The organism is Shinella sp. HY16, from assembly GCF_028534175.1.
Taxonomy (GTDB): Bacteria; Pseudomonadota; Alphaproteobacteria; order Rhizobiales; family Rhizobiaceae; genus Shinella.
Window position 1 is genome coordinate 2,973,968 of record NZ_JAHYXL010000001.1, and the last position, 17,338, is coordinate 2,991,305.

A 17,338-nucleotide genomic window follows, 5' to 3' on the forward strand; every position below is an offset into this window, starting at 1 on the left:
CCATCGTACCGAAATTTGAGAAACGGACACGACAGCTGATGACACAGAATCTGAAAACCGTTCTGCGCCGATCCGCGCTCACTCTCCTCCTGTCGGCCGGGCTTTTCGCCCAGGCCACCGCAGCCCGCGCGGACGCCCGCTTCCAGAAGTGGATCGCCGACTTCTACGCGACGGCATCGGAAGCCGGTATCAGCAAATCGACCTACCAGAAGGCGTTTTCCGGCGTCAAGACACCCGACCCGGCCGTCCTCGAAAAGGCCGCCTACCAGCCGGAATTCAAGCACAAGATCTGGGACTACCTTGATTCGCGCGTCAACCCGTACACGGTGCGCATCGGCCAGGAAATGGCGGCAAAACACGGCCGCACGCTCGCCGCCCTCGAGCGCCATTTCGGCGTCGATCGCAACATCCTGCTGGCCATCTGGTCGATGGAATCGAACTACGGCGCGGTGCTCGAAAAGGACGACCGGCTGCACTACGTACCGCGAGCGCTCGCAACACTCGCCTATGCCGACAAGAAGCGTGCGAAGTTTGCACGCACGCAGCTGATTGCCGCCTTGAAGATCATCCAGCGCGGCGACATTGCGGCCTCCGACATGACCGGCTCCTGGGCCGGCGCCATGGGCCATACCCAGTTCATCCCGACGAGCTATCTGATCTATGCCGTCGACGCTGACGGCAACGGTCACCGCGACATCTGGAATTCGGTGCCGGACGCACTGGCGACCGCCGCAAACCTGCTTGCCAAGAACGGCTGGCAGGCCGGCAAGACCTGGGGTTACGAGATCATCGTACCGACCGGCGGCAGCAAATATTCCGGCCAGACGAAGACGCTTGCCCAATGGGCGAAGCTCGGCTTCACGCGCCCGAACGGCTCCGGTTTCAAGAACGGCGCAGACCGCGCCGAGCTGAAGCTGCCGGCAAACGGCGGGCCGGGCTTCCTGATGACCAAGAACTTCTTCGTTATCAAGCGCTACAACGCATCGGATTCCTACGCGATGGGTGTCGGCATGCTCGCCGACCAGCTCGCCGGCTATAGCGGCGTCAAGCAGCGCTGGCCGCGTCCGGAGGGCACACTCGACATCACGGAAAAATTCGAGCTGCAGACCCGTCTCAAGGAACTTGGCTACTACGACGGCGAAGTGGACGGCAATTTCGGCTCCGGCTCCAAGGCCGCGATTCAAGCCTTCCAGAACCGCATGGGCCTCTCGGCGGATGGCGAGCCGAGCCTGCAAGTGCTGAAGGCCCTGCGCCGCTAGGGCCTGTCGCAGCGAGGCGAAGGCGCCCCGGCCCCGACATGCGATAGTGCTCGAATCCCATAGAGACGAACAGGGGCGCTCCGGCGCCCCTTCTTGTTCGGGCTTTCGCTTGGCCCGCGCATTTGCCATCATACCGCCACCGGGATCCGGCAGGGTAGCGGTCGAGACGGGAGCCTTCGCGATGAGCACGACAACGACCATGCGGATTGTGCGCCTCGGACTGGCCTTTGTGGCTGGGGCGAGCATCGTGGTGACCGCTCTTCCGGCCGAAGCCCAGCAGCGCAAGGAGCGCAAGACCATCCTGGAACTGCTCTTCGGCAAACCGAAGCGCGAGGAGGCTGCACCGGAGCGACAAATCAAGAAGCCGCGCACCGTCAACCGCAAGAAGAAGCAGACGACGACCATCGCGACGAAACCGGAGCCTGCGGCGATCGAGAAGCTGCCGGACGCCAAGGTCGTGCTTGTCGTCGGCGACTTCATTGCCGGAAGCCTCGGCGAAGGCCTCGTCGCCGCCTTCGAATCGACACCCGGCATCATCGTCGAGCGGCGGACCAACGGTTCTTCCGGCATCGTACGCGAGGACTACTACAACTGGCCGGCTTCCCTGCCCGGCCTGATCGCGGAAACGAAGCCCGCCCTCGTCGTGCTCAGCATGGGCGCCAACGACCGGCAGCAGATGGCGGTGGCCGGCGAGAAGGAAAAGTTCCGTTCCGAGGCCTGGACAAAGGAATATGAAGCACGGGTGGAGCGCCTTGCCACGCTCGCCCGCCAGGGCGGCAAACCGATGATGTGGATCGGCATGCCGGCCTTCCAGTCTTCGGCCATGACGGCCGACATGACGACGCTGAACACCATCTATCGTGCTGGTGTCGAGAAGGCCGGTGGCGAATTCGTCGATATCTGGGACGGCTTCGTCGACGAGAACGGCAAGTTCGTCATTTCCGGCTCCGACATCAACGGTCAGCAGGTGCGCTTGCGCGGCTCCGACGGCATCAACTTCACCAAGGCCGGCAAACGCAAGCTCGCCTTCTATGTGGAGAAGGAAATCCGCCGCGTGCTGGGCGACGCCGCTGCCGACGGCCCCGGACTGCAGGGCGACCTCAAGGATCTGGTGGTGACCGCACCGGCCGAGGATACCGAAATCACCAAGACCCTGCCGATCAGCCTCTCCGACCCGGCACTCGATGGCGGCACCGCACTGCTCGGGGGCGCGGCGATCAAAGGCAACGGCAAGAGCCTGCGCGAAAAGCTGGTGGAGAAGGGCGAGATCGCCGACGCCCCGCTCGGCCGGGTCGACGATTTCCGCTTGAATAAAATCGCAACGCCTTGATCATAGACGGGTGCTGCGACGGCGCCCTGCCTTCGCGGCTGTTGTGCGCCTTTCGCTGCTCGGCAGTCGAATCAGGCCACGATCCGGGGCAACATGATTCGGGCACAGAGACCGGGCTTGCGGTTTTCCAGCACGAAGCTGCCATTCGCCTCCTCGACGAAGCTCTCCGCAATGGCCAGTCCCAATCCCGCGCCTTCGCTCGTCGTGTCGAGACGGCCGCCGCGCTTCAGCACGAACTCGATCTCCTCCTCGGGGATGCCCGGCCCGTCATCGACGACTTCGATGACCGCGGCCGCCCCCTCCGCCCGGGCAAAAATACCGACGGTGGTCTTGGCGTAACGCGCGGCATTTTCCGCAAGGCTGCCGAGGATTTCGGCGAGGTCCTCTGCATCGATGCGCAGAATGAGGCCCGGTTCGATTTCCTGCTGCCAGTCGAGGTCACGCCCGGCCGGCGTGCGCGAGACCACGCTGACGACCTGCGAGGCGACGCGGCCGAGATCGCTGCGTGCCGTGTGCCCGCGCTCAGCCTGGCGGGCGCGAGCCATCTCGTGATCGACATGGCGGCGCATGCGCAGGATGATCGCCTCGATATCGCGAGCGACGCTCTCCTCGCCCCGCTCGCGCAGGCGCAGCACGTCGCCGGAGAGGATCTGCAACGGTGTCTTGAAACCATGGGCAAGGTCGGCTGCCCGCTCGCGCGCCTTGCGCAACTGGTTCTCCCGCGATTGCAAGAGGGCATCCACCTCGCCGGTGAGCGGCAGGACCTCGTCCGGGAAATCGGTCCCGAGCCGTTCCGCCTTGCCGGCGCGAATGGCCGAAAGGCGCTCCGTCAGCGTCGCCAGCGGACGAAGACCGACGAAGATCTGCACGAAGCTCGCAGCCAGGAGAAGGACGGCGAGCACCTGCACATAGGGCAGAAGATCTCCCTCGAATTCATCCGTGGCGCGCGAAATATCAGTTCGATCGATGGCGACGGCGACACGCAGGGGCAGCGCCCCGGCCCGCTCGCTGGTCACAACCTCACGCTCGACGAGCAGCAGCGCCGCATCCCCCGGCCCCTTGATGGTCGCCGTATGCACACCGCCGGCCGGGATATCCGGCAGGGCCAGCACATCGTCCCAGAGCGAACGGGAGCGCAGCCGCTTCCCGTCCCCCTCGATCTGCCAGTAGAGCCCCGAAAGCGGCCGCTCGAACCGCGGATCGACCGGCGGCTTGACGAGGTGGAGCGTGGCGCCCGGCTGTTCGGCAAGACCGGCGATCACCTGGTTGAGATGCAGCATCAACTCGGCGGCGATGCGCCGCTCCACATGCCGCTCGAACAGTGTCGACAGAACGAAGAACGCCGCCACGAGGGCGGCGATGATGGATGCGGCGCCGGCAAGCGCCAGGCGGAGACGCAGCGAACGGCGCGTCACGGAGCAGTCTCGCCCATATAGTAGCCGAAGCCGCGCCGCGTGCCGATGGCAACCGCGCCAAGCTTCTTGCGAAGGCGCGCGACAAGTGCTTCCAGTGCATTGGCATCGCGGGAGAAATCATCGCCGTAGAGGTGTTCCTGCAGCTCGGTCGGCGGCACGATGCGGTCGCGGTGATGGCCGAGATAGCTGACGAGGCGATACTCGAGCGGTGTCAGCGACTGCGGCACGCCGTTGACGCTGACGCGCATCGCCCGTGTGTCGATGGTGACGGTTCCGATGGCGATCGTCGCCGCGCCGTGCCCGACGGACCGGCGGATGAGCGCACGGGCACGGGCCAGCAGCTCCTCGAACTGGAAAGGTTTCGGCAGATAGTCGTCGGCGCCGGCATCGATGCCCTCGACACGCTCGGCCCAGCTTCCGCGGGCTGTCAGCACCAGCACCGGCATGTGGCGGCCGTTGGCGCGCCAGCGCTTCAGGAGAGACATGCCATCCATGCTGGGCAGGCCGAGATCGAGGATGATGAGGTCATAATCCTCCGTATCTCCCAGGAACCAGGCGTCCTTGCCGTCCGAGGCGGTCTCGACGGTATAGCCGGCCCCCGTCAGCACGGCGGAAACATCGGCCGCAATGCGGGCATCGTCCTCGACGAGAAGCAGGCGCATCAGTCGTCGTCGTCCTCTACGATCGCCATCGTCTTGGCATCGAGCTGCAACTCGATGATCTGGCCGGACGGCTGGATGAACTCCAGCTCATATATATAGCGATCGCCTTCACGCTCAAGCTCGACTTCGATGAGATCGCCCTCGACATGCTTGCGGGCTTCCACGATGATCTGCTCGAGCGGACGCACGAGGCCCTGTTCGAGGGCGCGGCGCGCTTCTTCATGCTCTACCGCATCGTCGTCATCGTCCGCTTGCGCGCCCATCGGCGGCACCACGGAAAGGGCGACGAACAGGGCCAGCGCCAGCGGAAAAGGGGTCAATATCTTCTTGATCATGGGCCTACCTATACGCGCATCAAGCTGACAAATCGCTGACAGCGCCTGTCAGGCAAGCAACAGGCGGGCTGTGCGAAACCTCTCCTCACAACGACAGGAAAGGACTTCGCAAATGCGCCCCATCACGACCGGCCTTCTCGCCGCCAGCCTGCTTGCCCTTAGCGTGCCGGCCCTTGCAGAAACCACCACTGCACCCGTTCGCAAGACGCTGGAACAGGTCGCCACGGAACTTTCGGCCAAGGGCTACGTTATCCGCGAGCTCGAAATGGACGACGGCCACTTCGAGGCGAAGATCGTGGATGCAAAAAACGTGATCAGCGAAGCCAAGATCGACAGCTACACCGGTGAGATCCTTCGCCTCGAGCGCGAAGACTGATCCCCGCCCTCTCCCCATTCCATTGACCTCCCAAAAGAACAAGGACACTCCTCATGGTTAAGATTATCGGCACCTCTTCCAACAACACGCTCAAGGGCCAGTCGACGGGCGACGACCTCTACGGCAAGGGCGGCAACGACAAGCTCTTCGGCTATGGCGGCAATGACGACCTGGAAGGCGGCACCGGCAACGACTGGCTGCAGGGCGGCACCGGCAATGACGAGCTGACCGGCGGCTCGGGCCGTGACACCTTCGTCTTCTCCGCCGGCCGCGACGAGATCGACGATTTCTCCACGAGCGCCGACAAGATCATCATCGACAGCGCCCTCGGCGTGAAGAGCTTTGCCGAGCTGAAGGCGATCGCCAAGTCCGTCGACGGCGGCGAAGACGTGCGCTTCGACTTCGGCAACGGCAATACGCTGACGCTCGAGGACACCAAGCTGTCGAGCCTCAAGGAAAGCCACTTCTCCTTCAAGGCAGTTGACACCGACGAGCCGAAGGACCCGCGTTCGGGCGATGACGTGCTGAACGGCAACAGCAAGGCCAACACCATCTCCGGCGGCGACGGCAACGACCGCATCTCCGGCCACGGCGGCAACGACAAGCTTTCGGGCGACGCCGGCAACGACAAGATCTGGGGCGGCTCCGGCCATGACGACCTGGAAGGCGGCTCGGGCAACGACCAGCTCTTCGGCGGTTCGGGCAATGACGATCTCGAAGGCGGGTCCGGCAACGATCGCCTGGACGGCGGCACCGGCAACAACGAGCTTGAAGGCGGCGCCGGCCGCGACACCTTCGTCTTCAAGACCGGTAAGACCGAGATCGAGGACTTCCAGGCGAACTTCGACACGATCGAGATTTCCAAGAGCCTCGGCGTCTCCAGCTTCGCCGACCTCACCGACATCGCCCGCACGGCCGATGGCGGCAAGGACGTGGTGTTCGATTTCGGTCAGAGCGAACTGCGCCTCGACGACATCAAGCTCGCCAACCTCTCGGCGTCGGACTTCCTCTTCGTCTGAGGCAGGCGCGGCCCCTCATCCCGCTGCCGCGACCTTCTCCCCGCAAGCGGGGAGAAGGGATTTTGCGGCAAGGCCACGCCCAAAACACTGGAAAGCGATGCGGCATACGCCTTCTCCCCGCTTGTGGGGAGAAGGTGCCGGCAGGCGGATGAGGGGCACTTCACCAACGATGAAAGGGCGCGCCGGTTTCCCGGAGCGCCCTTTCATCGTTGTCAAAAACCTCAGCGCGGCAGTGTGGTGGAACCCATCAGCGCCTCGTCGATCGCGCGGGCGGCCTGGCGGCCTTCGCGGATCGCCCAGACGACCAGCGACTGGCCGCGACGCACGTCGCCGGCGGTCCAGAGCTTTTCCACCGAGGTCTTGTAGTCGCGGTCGTTGGCGATGACGTTCGAGGAGCCGCGCTTGTCGGTGTTGATCGCGAGCTTGTCGCCGAGATCCTTCAGCACGCTGTTCGTGAAGGGCCCGCGGAAGCCGATGGCGATGAAGGCAAGGTCCGCCTTGATGATGAACTCCGTGCCGGGTATCGGCTTGCGGCGATCGTCCACCTGGCAGCACTTGACGCCCGTCAGCACACCGTCCTCGTCGCCGACGAATTCGAGCGTACCGACCTGGAACTCGCGCACGGCGCCTTCGGCCTGCGAGGAGGAAGTGCGCATCTTCGTCGCCCAGAACGGCCAGACGGCGAGCTTGTCTTCCTTTTCCGGCGGCTGCGGGCGAATGTCGAGCTGCGTGACCTTCACTGCGCCCTGGCGGAAGGCCGTGCCGACGCAGTCCGACGCGGTATCGCCGCCACCGACGACGACGATATGCTTGCCGCCGGCGAGAATCGGATCCGACGGCCAACCGACGCTGTCGATGTTCTCGCGGCCGACGCGGCGGTTCTGCTGCACGAGATAGGGCATGGCATCGTGCACGCCGGTAAATTCGACGCCCGGAATACCGGCATCGCGCGGCGTTTCGGAGCCGCCGCAATAGAGCACGGCGTCATGTTCGGCGAGCATCTCGTCCATCGGCTTGTCGACGCCGACATTGACGCCGTAATGGAAGGTGACGCCCTCGCCCCGCATCTGGTCGACGCGGCGGTCGATGAAGTTCTTCTCCATCTTGAAGTCCGGAATGCCGTAGCGCAGCAAGCCGCCGGCCTTGGATTCGCGCTCGTAGAGATGGACCTCGTGGCCGGCGCGGGCGAGCTGCTGGGCGGCCGCCATGCCGGCCGGGCCGGAACCGATGACCGCGGCCTTCTTGCCGGTCTTCACCGTCGCCGGCTGCGGCACGATGTAGCCCATCTCATAGGCCTTGTCAGCGATCGCCTGCTCGACGGTCTTGATCGAAACCGGCGCGTCTTCCAGGTTCAGCGTGCAGGCTTCCTCGCAGGGCGCGGGGCAGACGCGGCCGGTGAATTCAGGGAAGTTGTTGGTCGAATGCAGGTTGCGGATCGCCTCTTCCCAGTTGCCGTTATAGACGAGGTCGTTCCAGTCCGGGATCTGGTTGTGGACAGGACAGCCCGTCGGGCCGTGGCAATAGGGAATGCCGCAATCCATACAGCGCGCGGCCTGCTTCTGCACCTCGGGGTCCGACATCGGAATGGTGAACTCGCGGAAATGGCGGATGCGGTCGGAGGCCGGCTGATACTTCGCCACCTGCCGGTCGATTTCCATGAAACCAGTAACCTTGCCCACTTTTGTAATCCTTGCTCAAAACGGGGCGGCTGGGCCCCAGTACCAGTAGGCAACTCCCGCTACCAATCCCAGTACGATGAATTCGATCCTGATCTCGCCGTTCACGAGGGTCGCAATCCCGGGGACTGCGACCGCAACACCAAGCGCAATCAGTCGGTGAAGGTAGGTGAACCGCTGCCTCACTCGGCAGCGATCCCCATCCTCATGCGCTCCATCTCTTCGAGCGCGCGGCGGTACTCGACCGGCATCACCTTGCGGAATTTCGGACGATACTCGGCCCACTGGTCGAGGATCTCCTTGGCCCGCGGCGAGCCGGTATAGTGCAGGTGGTTCGAGACGAGCTGGTAGAGCCGCTCCTCGTCATGGCGCGTCATGTCGTCGGACACGTCGACCATGCCCTTGTGCATGAGGTCGCCACCATGGTGGTGCAGCTTCTCCAGCATGTCGTCCTCTTCCGGCACCGGCTCGAGCTCGACCATCGCCATGTTGCAGCGGCGGGCGAAATCGCCTTCCTCGTCCAGCACATAGGCGACACCGCCCGACATGCCGGCCGCGAAGTTGCGGCCGGTCTGGCCGATGACGACAACGACGCCGCCCGTCATGTATTCGCAGCCATGATCGCCCACGCCCTCGACGACCGCGACGGCACCGGAATTGCGCACGGCAAACCGCTCGCCGGCCACGCCGTTGAAGTAGCACTCGCCCGAGATCGCGCCGTAGAGCACCGTGTTGCCGACAATGATCGATTCATGCGGCACCGCCCGGTTGCCCTCCGGCGGACGCACGACAATGCGGCCGCCCGAAAGACCCTTGCCGACATAGTCGTTGCCGGCGCCAATCAGGTCGAAGGTGACGCCGCGGGCAAGGAACGCGCCGAAAGACTGGCCGGCCGTGCCGTGCAGCTTCACGGAGATCGTGTCGTCCTTCAGACCCTTGAAGCCGTAACGCTTGGCGACGGCGCCCGACAGCATCGCGCCGGCCGAACGGTCGACGTTCTTGATGTCGACCTCGAAGGCGACGGGCGTCTTCGATTCGAGCGCGGGCTTGGCCTCCTCGATCAGCTTGCGGTCGAGCACGTCATGGATCGGATGGTTCTGCCGCTCGGTCCAATAGGTCGCCTCCTTCGGCGCTTCGACCTTGTGGAAGATGCGCGAGAAGTCGAGACCGTTGGCCTTCCAGTGCGAGATCATCTTCTCCTTTTCGAGCAGCTCGGAGGCGCCGATGATCTCGTTCAGCGAGCGAACGCCGAGCGAGGCCAGGATTTCGCGCACCTCTTCGGCAACGAAGAAGAAGTAGTTGATGACATGCTCCGGCGCGCCCTTGAAGCGCTTGCGCAGCACTGGATCCTGCGTGGCGACCCCCACCGGACAGGTGTTGAGATGACACTTGCGCATCATGATGCAGCCGGCCGCAATCAGCGGCGCGGTGGCAAAACCGAACTCGTCGGCCCCGAGCAGCGCGCCGATGACGACGTCGCGACCGGTCTTCAGGCCGCCGTCAACCTGCAGCGCGATGCGCGAACGCAGCTTGTTCAGCACGAGCGTCTGGTGCGTTTCGGCAAGGCCGATTTCCCAGGGAGAACCGGCATGCTTCAGCGAGGTGAGCGGCGAAGCACCCGTGCCACCGTCGAAGCCGGCAATGGTGATATGGTCCGCACGCGCCTTGGCGACACCGGCGGCAACCGTGCCGACGCCGACTTCCGAGACGAGCTTGACCGAGATATCCGCCTCTGGGTTGACGTTCTTCAGGTCGTAGATGAGCTGCGCCAGGTCCTCAATGGAGTAGATATCGTGGTGCGGCGGCGGCGAGATGAGGCCGACGCCCGGCGTGGAGTGACGGGTTTTCGCAACCGTCGCATCCACCTTATGGCCGGGCAACTGGCCGCCCTCGCCGGGCTTGGCGCCCTGCGCGACCTTGATCTGCAGCATGTCCGCATTGACCAGGTATTCGGTGGTCACACCAAAGCGGCCGGAAGCGATCTGCTTGATCGCCGAGCGTTCCGGATTCATCGAACCATCCGGCAGCGGCAGGTAACGGTCGGCTTCCTCGCCGCCCTCGCCGGTGTTCGACTTGCCGCCGATCCGGTTCATGGCGACGGCCAGCGTCGTGTGCGCCTCGCGGGAAATCGAGCCGAAGGACATCGCGCCCGTCGAGAAGCGCTTGACGATATCGACCGCCGGTTCGACCTCGTCGATGGAGATCGGCTTACGGTCGGCCGCTTCCGCGCCCTTGATGGAGAACAGGCCGCGGATCGTGTTCATGCGCAGCGCCGAGCTGTTCACCAGTTCGGCGAATTCCTTGTAGCGATCGGCCGCATTGCCGCGCACCGCATGTTGCAGCGAGGCAATGACGTCGGGCGTCCAGGCGTGCTCCTCGCCGCGCATGCGGTAGGCATATTCGCCGCCGATATCCAGCGTGTTGGCGAGCAGCGGATCACGGCCAAAGGCGGCCTTGTGGCGGTTGAAGGTCTCCTGCGCGATGGCATTGAGGTCGATGCCCTCGATGGTCGTCGCCGTGCCGAAGAAGTACTTGTCGGTGAGGTCGGACGACAGGCCGATGGCGTCGAAAATCTGCGCGCCGCAATAGGACTGGTAGGTCGAAATGCCCATCTTGGACATGACCTTCAGGATGCCCTTGCCGATCGCCTTGATGTAGCGATAGACGATTTCCTCCGCATCCACCTCCTTCGGAAACTCGCCGCGCTTGTGCATGTCGGTGAGCGTGTCGAAGGCCAGGTACGGGTTGATCGCTTCCGCACCGTAACCGGCGAGAAGACAGAAGTGGTGCACTTCGCGCGGCTCGCCGGATTCAACGACGAGGCCGACCGAGGTGCGAAGACCCTTGCGGATCAGATGGTGGTGCACGGCGGCGGTAGCGAGAAGCGCCGGGATCGCCACGCGGTCCGGGCCGATCTGGCGGTCGGAGAGCACGATGATGTTGTAGCCCGAGGTGACCGCCTGTTCGGCGCGCTCGCAGAGCCGGTCGAGGATTTCCGGCAGGCCTTCGGCACCGCGCGAGACGTCATAGGTGAAGTCCAGCGTCTTGGTGTCGAAGCGGTCCTCGACATGGCCGATGGAGCGGATCTTTTCGAGGTCGCCATTGGTAAGGATCGGCTGACGCACTTCCATGCGCTTGGCCTTGGCCGCACCGCCATGGTCAAGGATGTTCGGCCGCGGGCCGATGAAGGAGACGAGGCTCATGACCAGTTCCTCGCGGATCGGGTCAATGGGCGGGTTCGTCACCTGCGCAAAGTTCTGCTTGAAATAGGTGTAGAGCAACTTGGTCTTGTCGGACATGGCCGAGATCGGCGTGTCCGTACCCATGGAGCCGATCGCCTCCTGGCCGGTCGTCGCCATCGGCGACATCAGGAGCTTGGTGTCCTCCTGGGTATAGCCGAAGGCCTGCTGGCGGTCGCGCAGTGAGACGTCGCGGCGCAGCGCCCGCGGCTCGACCGGGCCGAGGTCTTCGAGAATGATCTGGGTGTTGTCGAGCCATTCCCGGTAAGGGTGCTTTGCGGCGAGCGCGGACTTCACCTCTTCGTCGGAGATGATGCGGCCCTCTTCCATGTCGATGAGCAGCATCTTGCCCGGCTGGAGGCGCCACTTCTTGACGATGCTCTCTTCCTTGACCGGCAGCGTACCGGCCTCGGAGGCGAGGATGACGCGGTCGTCGTCGGTGACGAGATAGCGCGCCGGACGCAGGCCGTTGCGGTCGAGCGTCGCGCCGATCTGCCGGCCGTCGGTGAAGGCGACAGCGGCTGGGCCGTCCCACGGCTCCATCAGCGCGGCGTGGTATTCGTAGAACGCCTTGCGCTGCTGGCCCATCAACTGGTTGCCGGCCCAGGCCTCGGGGATCAGCATCATGACCGCATGCGCCATGGAATAGCCGCCGCGCACCAGAAATTCGAGCGCGTTGTCGAAACAGGCGGTATCCGACTGGCCTTCATAGGAGATCGGCCAGAGTTTGGTGATGTCCTCGCCGAACAGCGGCGACGAAACAGAGGCCTGGCGGGCCGCCATCCAGTTGACGTTGCCGCGCAGCGTGTTGATTTCGCCGTTATGGGCGACCATGCGATAGGGATGCGCCAGCTTCCACGACGGGAAGGTGTTCGTCGAGAAGCGCTGGTGCACGAGGGCGACGGCCGATTCGAAGCGCGGATCGGCGAGGTCCTTGTAATAGGCGCCCACCTGGTAGGCGAGGAACATGCCCTTGTAGACGATGGTCGTCGAGGAGAGCGAGACCGGGTAGAAGTTGCTCTCTTCGCCCTCATATTCGTCGTAGATACGGTTAGAGATCACCTTGCGCAGGGTGAAGAGGCGGCGCTCGAATTCGCCGTTCGTCGCGGCCTCACGGCCGGCGCCGACGAAGACCTGAACATGGCGCGGCTCGGTGGCGGCGATCTCAGGGGCCTTGGAGAGGGAAGAATTGTCGACCGGCACGTCGCGGAAACCGATGAGGACCTGCCCCTCTTCAGCAACGACGTCCCCGATGACCTTCTTGAAATAATCGACGAGCGTCTCATCCTGCGGCATGAAAATGTGGCCGACGGCATATTCGCCTGCCTTGGGCAGCGTGATGCCCTGCTTGGCCATCTCCTCGCGGAAGAAGCGGTCCGGAATCTGAACGAGAATGCCTGCACCGTCGCCCATCAGCGGATCTGCGCCGACGGCGCCGCGATGCGTCAGGTTTTCGAGCATGAACAGCCCGTCCTGCACGATCTGGTGCGACTTCTTGCCTTTCAGATGCGCCACGAAGCCGACGCCACAGGCATCATGTTCGTTGCGCGGGTCATAGAGTCCCTGTTTTTTCGGCAGGCCCGTTGTAGAAGCGCGCGTTTTGGCGCCCGCCGCAGTCGTCTGCGACCGGGTCTGCCGACAGTCATGTGCTTGGGTCTTCTCCATCATCGTCTTCCCTCCTGTGGCCCATCCTGCGGGCATTCGTTTTCGCCCGTGTGACCGTCATCTGCCTTTCGGCTGGGCCGGCCCCGCGAGCGACTGCTTCATGAACCCGATGCGACCAACAAGCGACGGTCGACCGGAATGATCATCAGGACCGTCTGGACAGCCAGGGTTTCGGAAGAACTCTCTTCCCTCCCCCGGCGCCGTTTCGGCAACGCGCCGCAGTCGCGGACGGTGCCTCTTCGGTCTCTTGACCGAAATAGGACAGTAAACCTGTCCTATTTCATGGGCTCTATGCCAGAAACACCCCCCGGCCGCAAGGCCATCATGCCAAATAATCACCACCTCATGAAGAAAAATTGCCCGCCCCGCCATATGCTTGAAATTAAATTACGGACACCCGGCACATTGTTTCCATTCCTTTCATTCTGGAGCCATGCGGCACTTTCGGCGGTTTTCGGCGATTGATCGCCTTCATTTCTCCATTATGGTCCTTTCGCAGCCTCATTCGAACTGGAAACCGCATGTTTTTCGCTTCCGACAACTGGGCCGGCGCCCATCCCGACATCGCACAGAGCCTCGTGACTGCAGCCGGCGGCTTCGCCTCGGCCTACGGCACCAGCGACCTCGACAAGCGTGTGGAAAAGACCTTTTCCGAGATTTTCGAACGCGACGTCGCGGTCTTCTTCGTCGGCACGGGCACGGCGGCCAATTCGCTGGCGCTCGCCAGCTTCAATCGCCCCGGCGGCCAGGTCTTCTGCCACCGCGAGGCCCATGTGAATGTCGATGAATGCAATGCGCCGGAATTCTTCGCCACCGGCGCCAAGCTGGTGCCGATCGACGGCCCCGCCGGCAAGCTCTCCCCGGATGCACTTGCCGCGGCCATCGGCCGCTTCCCACCGGATTTCGTGCATGGCGGGCAGCCGATGGCCGTTACCATCACCCAGGCGACCGAAGCCGGCACGGCCTATACGCTGGACGAAATCGCCGCCCTTTCAGACGTCGCGAAGAAGGCGCACCTGCCGCTGCACATGGACGGCGCGCGTTTCGCCAACGCCCTAGCGCATCTCGGCACGACGCCGGCGGAAATGACCTGGAAACGCGGCATCGACATCCTCTCCTTCGGAGGCACGAAGAACGGCTGCTGGTGCGCCGAAGCGCTGATACTGTTCGATCCCGGCAAGGCGCAGCAGATGCATTTCCTGCGCAAGCGCTCGGCCCAGCTCTTCTCCAAGTCCCGCTTCATCGCCGCCCAGTTCGACGCCTATTTCAAGGACGGCCTGTGGCTGAAACTCGCCCGCCATTCCAACGCCATGGCCGCCCGCCTTGCGACCGGTTTTGCCACATCGGATACAGCACGCCTCGCGTGGCCGACCGGCTCGAACGAACTTTTCGTCGTCATCCGCAACGATGCGATGAAAGCCTTGAAGGACAGGGGCGCGGTTTTCTACGACTGGCCAGCCGGCCCCGAGCTGAAGGCGACCATGCGCGCGGACGAAACCCTCATTCGCCTCGTCACCAGCTTCGCCACGACAGAAGAGGACGTCGACAGGTTCCTGTCAGTGCTTTGACACACCAAAAAGGCGGCGCCCTGCGGCGCCGCCCTTGTTCATTCCCGAGACAGCGAAAAATCAGTTCGTCTGCGCTTCGATCTGCTTGGCTTCGCGCTGGACGGCGGCGATCTCGATACGGCGCGGCTTGGCGGCTTCCGGAATCTCGCGGAGAAGATCGATGTGGAGGAGACCGTTCTTCAGCGAAGCGGCGCGCACTTCCACATGATCGGCGAGCTGGAAGCGGCGCTCGAAGGCGCGCTTGGCAATGCCGCGGTAAAGATACTGGTTTTCCTCAGCCGCTTCGTCCTTCTTCTCACCCTTGACCGTCAGCGCATGTTCGCGCGCTTCGATCGACAGTTCACTCTCATCGAAACCGGCCACCGCCATGGTGATGCGATAGGTGTTTTCGCCGGTGCGTTCGATGTTGTAGGGCGGATAGGTCTGGGCCTGATCGGGCTGACCGAGGCTGTCGAGCATGGTGAAGAGGCGATCAAAGCCGACGGTGGAGCGATAGAGGGGGGAGAAATCGACGTGACGCATGGTGTCCTCCTTTAGAGCAACGGTTGCGATCTTCCTGAAGGCAACACCCGATTTCTAAAGGTGCAGCCCGGTTAAACCGGCCTCCGCCCCATTCTGGCGACGGAAACCTCGACGGACCCTGTTGGCGCCCGTGACGATGAGATGGGAATGGGTTTTCGGCCGTTCAAGGGGTCCCAAGCGGCCGAAAAGGCCACGCCCTAAAAATTTTCGAGATGAACGGTGGATGAACGGCGACTTCGGGCAGCGTTCAGATTGATCCCGCTAGAACAGCATCATCGGAAGCGAAAACTTCTGACGACCGGGGTGTAACGTCCCTTCCTTCCCGGTCAAATTGCGCCGGACTGCATGTGAAGCCACCCCCGTGCCCACATGCAGCCGGCTTTTTTCTTTGACGACACTTGCGCCAGCGCCTATCCATCGATCATCGACGCCCGCCGAGACCCGCCAGCGCCATGGATTCCATCCTTAACGCCACCGCCGACAATCCCGTTCCGGAGAACCATTCCGCCGGTTTCCTGGAAGGCAGTGGCGGCGTGAAGATCCGCTATGCCGTGTTCCGCTCGAAGGAGCGCGAGGCCAAGGGCACGGTCGTGCTGCTGCAGGGCCGCAGCGAATGCATCGAGAAATACTTCGAGACGATCAACGACCTCACGGCCCGCGGCCTGTGGGTCGCCACCTTCGACTGGCGCGGCCAGGCCGGCTCGGACCGGCTGATACCGGACAGCCGTGCCGGCCACGTGATACGGTTTTCCGACTACGAAGCCGATCTCTCGCTCTTCCTGGAGAAGATCGTGCTGCCGGATGCCCGCCTCCCCTTCTTCATCGTCGCCCATTCGACCGGCGCGCTCGTCGCCCTCTCGCAGGCGCCGGCCCTTGAAAATCGCATCGAGCGCATGGTGCTCGCCGCACCCTTCATCGCGCTCGCCGGCCAGTCGATGAGCCAGCGCAAGATCACCATCATCGCCCGCCTCGCCTCACTGCTGGGTCTTGGCAAGCGCACCTTCCGCAAGGGTGATCCACCGCTGGACTTCGCACACAACATCGTGACGTCGGATCAAAGGCGATTTGCCCGCAATGCCGGTATCTTCACCGAACATCCGGAGCTTTCCATCAGCTGGCCCTCCGCCCGCTGGCTGAACGAGACGCTGAAGACCATGGCGCGCGTGACGCACCAGGATCATCTGACGCGCATCCGCATTCCCACCCTGCTGCTGTGCCCGACGCGGGACGCCCTCGTGCCGCGCAAGGCAATCGGCGATCTCGCACGCATCTTCCGCGCCGCCCGCCTCATCGAGATCGACGGCGCGCGGCACGAGCTGTTCCAGGAGGCTGACCGCTATCGCGCACAGGCGCTCGCTGCGATCGACGCCTTCATTCCGGGAAGCGACGCCGAGCGGACGGGGCTCGGCGCCTGACCGCGAAGCTTCATGCCTTCAGCAGCGCCATCGCCTCGTCATAGACCTTGCGGCTGCCCGCCGCGATGATCTCGCCACCCATTTCCGCCGGGCCGCCATCCCAGGCGGTGATGATGCCGCCCGCCTGCTCGATGACGGGAATGAGGCCGCCGACATCGTAGGGCTTGAGCCCGCATTCGACGACGAGGTCGATATGGCCGGCGGCAAGCAGCGCATAGGCGTAGCAGTCGACACCATAGCGGAAGAGCCGGACCTTTTCCTGCACGGCCTCGAACCGCGTCTTGCGGCTCTCCGTGAAGAGATGCGGCGAGGTGGTGAAGAGAATCGCGTCGGACAAGCTGTTGCAGGAGCGGGTCGACAGGACCTTGCTGCCGTCCGGCCCGGCATAGTGCGACGCCTTGCCGTCAGCGAAATACCGTTCGCCGGTGAAGGGCTGGTCGATCAGCCCCATCACAGCCTCGCCATTGCGGTAGAGGCCGATCAGCGTGCCCCAGACCGGCACGCCGGAAATGAAGGCCCGCGTGCCGTCGATCGGGTCGATGACCCAGACATATTCCCGGTCGAGACCGACCGAACCATGCTCTTCACCAAGGATGCCATGCTCCGGAAAATGCTGCTCGATCAGCGCCCGGATCGCCAGCTCCGCCGCCCTGTCGCCCTCCGTCACCGGATCGAAGCCAGCAGCTTCCTTGTTGACGACATCGGCACCGGCGCGAAAGCGTGGCAGGGTTTCCTTCCTTGCAGCTTCGGCAAGGCGGTCGAAGAAGGCGCGATCAGGCAACATGGGGGATCTCTCGGAGGGACTGCGGACCGCCCTTCCTTACTGCATCGACACGCAAAACGGAACCGGGATGGTG

The 17,338-nt window shown here is 63.8% G+C and carries 14 protein-coding genes; 7 read left to right on the forward strand and 7 right to left on the reverse strand.

Annotated elements, in window-relative coordinates:
• Window positions 1-38: 38 nt before the first annotated feature.
• Entirely contained in the window at window positions 39-1,259 is a 1,221-nt protein-coding gene (locus K0P03_RS14785; RefSeq protein WP_050743801.1) for a lytic murein transglycosylase, read from the forward strand.
• Between the two features lie 181 nt (window positions 1,260-1,440).
• Window positions 1,441-2,589 (forward strand): SGNH/GDSL hydrolase family protein, encoded by a 1,149-nt coding sequence (locus tag K0P03_RS14790; RefSeq protein WP_023515671.1) that lies wholly within the window; start codon window positions 1,441-1,443, stop codon window positions 2,587-2,589.
• A 71-nt stretch (window positions 2,590-2,660) separates the two neighbouring features.
• Here K0P03_RS14790 and K0P03_RS14795 read toward each other — a convergent pair whose 3' ends face one another.
• The 3 genes from K0P03_RS14795 to K0P03_RS14805 are packed head-to-tail and all read right to left on the reverse strand — an operon-like array spanning window position 2,661 to window position 5,001.
• Window positions 2,661-4,004 carry a sensor histidine kinase gene (locus K0P03_RS14795; RefSeq protein ID WP_272789954.1) on the reverse strand — a complete coding sequence of 448 codons (1,344 nt, stop codon included), beginning with the start codon at window positions 4,002-4,004 and terminating at the stop codon, window positions 2,661-2,663.
• Complete coding sequence (locus K0P03_RS14800; protein ID WP_023515673.1) at window positions 4,001-4,666, reverse strand: response regulator transcription factor; 666 nt, start codon at window positions 4,664-4,666, stop codon at window positions 4,001-4,003. The genes K0P03_RS14795 and K0P03_RS14800 overlap by 4 nt, the downstream gene beginning before the upstream one ends.
• Window positions 4,666-5,001 (reverse strand): PepSY domain-containing protein, encoded by a 336-nt coding sequence (locus tag K0P03_RS14805; RefSeq protein ID WP_024271661.1) that lies wholly within the window; start codon window positions 4,999-5,001, stop codon window positions 4,666-4,668. The genes K0P03_RS14800 and K0P03_RS14805 overlap by 1 nt, the downstream gene beginning before the upstream one ends.
• Before the next feature lie 112 nt (window positions 5,002-5,113).
• Here K0P03_RS14805 and K0P03_RS14810 point away from each other — a divergent pair, with 112 nt between their 5' ends.
• Window positions 5,114-5,377, forward strand: a complete 264-nt coding sequence (locus K0P03_RS14810) for a PepSY domain-containing protein (RefSeq protein WP_024271662.1) — start codon at window positions 5,114-5,116, stop codon at window positions 5,375-5,377.
• 53 nt (window positions 5,378-5,430) lie between these two features.
• Window positions 5,431-6,396, forward strand: a complete 966-nt coding sequence (locus K0P03_RS14815) for a calcium-binding protein (RefSeq protein WP_130514098.1) — start codon at window positions 5,431-5,433, stop codon at window positions 6,394-6,396.
• Between the two features lie 221 nt (window positions 6,397-6,617).
• Here the strand turns inward: K0P03_RS14815 and K0P03_RS14820 are convergent, their stop codons facing one another.
• Window positions 6,618-8,075: a glutamate synthase subunit beta gene (locus K0P03_RS14820; protein ID WP_050743796.1), complete on the reverse strand. Its 1,458-nt coding sequence runs from the start codon at window positions 8,073-8,075 to the stop codon at window positions 6,618-6,620.
• Window positions 8,076-8,254: 179 nt separating this feature from the next.
• On the reverse strand, window positions 8,255-12,979 hold the full coding sequence (gltB, locus tag K0P03_RS14825; RefSeq protein ID WP_272789955.1) for a glutamate synthase large subunit: 4,725 nt from the start codon (window positions 12,977-12,979) through the stop codon (window positions 8,255-8,257).
• 135 nt (window positions 12,980-13,114) lie between these two features.
• On the opposite strand from gltB, the gene K0P03_RS14830 reads away from it, so the two are divergent.
• Together K0P03_RS14830 and K0P03_RS14835 are read left to right on the forward strand one after the other, a co-directional pair.
• The gene (locus K0P03_RS14830; RefSeq protein ID WP_156032032.1) at window positions 13,115-13,441 is read left to right on the forward strand and encodes a hypothetical protein; all 327 of its coding nucleotides are present in this window, start codon (window positions 13,115-13,117) and stop codon (window positions 13,439-13,441) included.
• Between the two features lie 56 nt (window positions 13,442-13,497).
• A complete protein-coding gene (locus K0P03_RS14835) occupies window positions 13,498-14,544 on the forward strand; it encodes a threonine aldolase family protein (RefSeq protein WP_050743794.1) in 1,047 nt (348 codons plus the stop codon).
• 60 nt (window positions 14,545-14,604) lie between these two features.
• Here the strand turns inward: K0P03_RS14835 and K0P03_RS14840 are convergent, their stop codons facing one another.
• On the reverse strand, window positions 14,605-15,066 hold the full coding sequence (locus K0P03_RS14840; protein ID WP_023515711.1) for an Hsp20 family protein: 462 nt from the start codon (window positions 15,064-15,066) through the stop codon (window positions 14,605-14,607).
• Between the two features lie 452 nt (window positions 15,067-15,518).
• Here K0P03_RS14840 and K0P03_RS14845 point away from each other — a divergent pair, with 452 nt between their 5' ends.
• Window positions 15,519-16,481 (forward strand): alpha/beta fold hydrolase, encoded by a 963-nt coding sequence (locus K0P03_RS14845; RefSeq protein ID WP_272789956.1) that lies wholly within the window; start codon window positions 15,519-15,521, stop codon window positions 16,479-16,481.
• Between the two features lie 10 nt (window positions 16,482-16,491).
• Here K0P03_RS14845 and hisN read toward each other — a convergent pair whose 3' ends face one another.
• A complete protein-coding gene (gene hisN / locus K0P03_RS14850; protein ID WP_023515713.1) occupies window positions 16,492-17,265 on the reverse strand; it encodes a histidinol-phosphatase in 774 nt (257 codons plus the stop codon).
• Window positions 17,266-17,338 lie beyond the last annotated feature (73 nt).

Bases quoted from the DNA above. Each gene is read 5' to 3' on its own strand.
- K0P03_RS14785 (WP_050743801.1), top strand. From the start codon at position 39: ATGACACAGAATCTGAAAACCGTTCTGCGCCGATCCGCGCTCACTCTC.
- K0P03_RS14790 (WP_023515671.1), top strand. From the start codon at position 1,441: ATGAGCACGACAACGACCATGCGGATTGTGCGCCTCGGACTGGCCTTT.
- K0P03_RS14800 (WP_023515673.1), bottom strand. From the start codon at position 4,666: ATGCGCCTGCTTCTCGTCGAGGACGATGCCCGCATTGCGGCCGATGTT.
- K0P03_RS14805 (WP_024271661.1), bottom strand. From the start codon at position 5,001: ATGATCAAGAAGATATTGACCCCTTTTCCGCTGGCGCTGGCCCTGTTC.
- K0P03_RS14810 (WP_024271662.1), top strand. From the start codon at position 5,114: ATGCGCCCCATCACGACCGGCCTTCTCGCCGCCAGCCTGCTTGCCCTT.
- K0P03_RS14815 (WP_130514098.1), top strand. From the start codon at position 5,431: ATGGTTAAGATTATCGGCACCTCTTCCAACAACACGCTCAAGGGCCAG.
- gltB (WP_272789955.1), bottom strand. From the start codon at position 12,979: ATGATGGAGAAGACCCAAGCACATGACTGTCGGCAGACCCGGTCGCAG.
- K0P03_RS14830 (WP_156032032.1), top strand. From the start codon at position 13,115: ATGATCATCAGGACCGTCTGGACAGCCAGGGTTTCGGAAGAACTCTCT.
- K0P03_RS14835 (WP_050743794.1), top strand. From the start codon at position 13,498: ATGTTTTTCGCTTCCGACAACTGGGCCGGCGCCCATCCCGACATCGCA.
- K0P03_RS14840 (WP_023515711.1), bottom strand. From the start codon at position 15,066: ATGCGTCACGTCGATTTCTCCCCCCTCTATCGCTCCACCGTCGGCTTT.
- K0P03_RS14845 (WP_272789956.1), top strand. From the start codon at position 15,519: ATGGATTCCATCCTTAACGCCACCGCCGACAATCCCGTTCCGGAGAAC.
- hisN (WP_023515713.1), bottom strand. From the start codon at position 17,265: ATGTTGCCTGATCGCGCCTTCTTCGACCGCCTTGCCGAAGCTGCAAGG.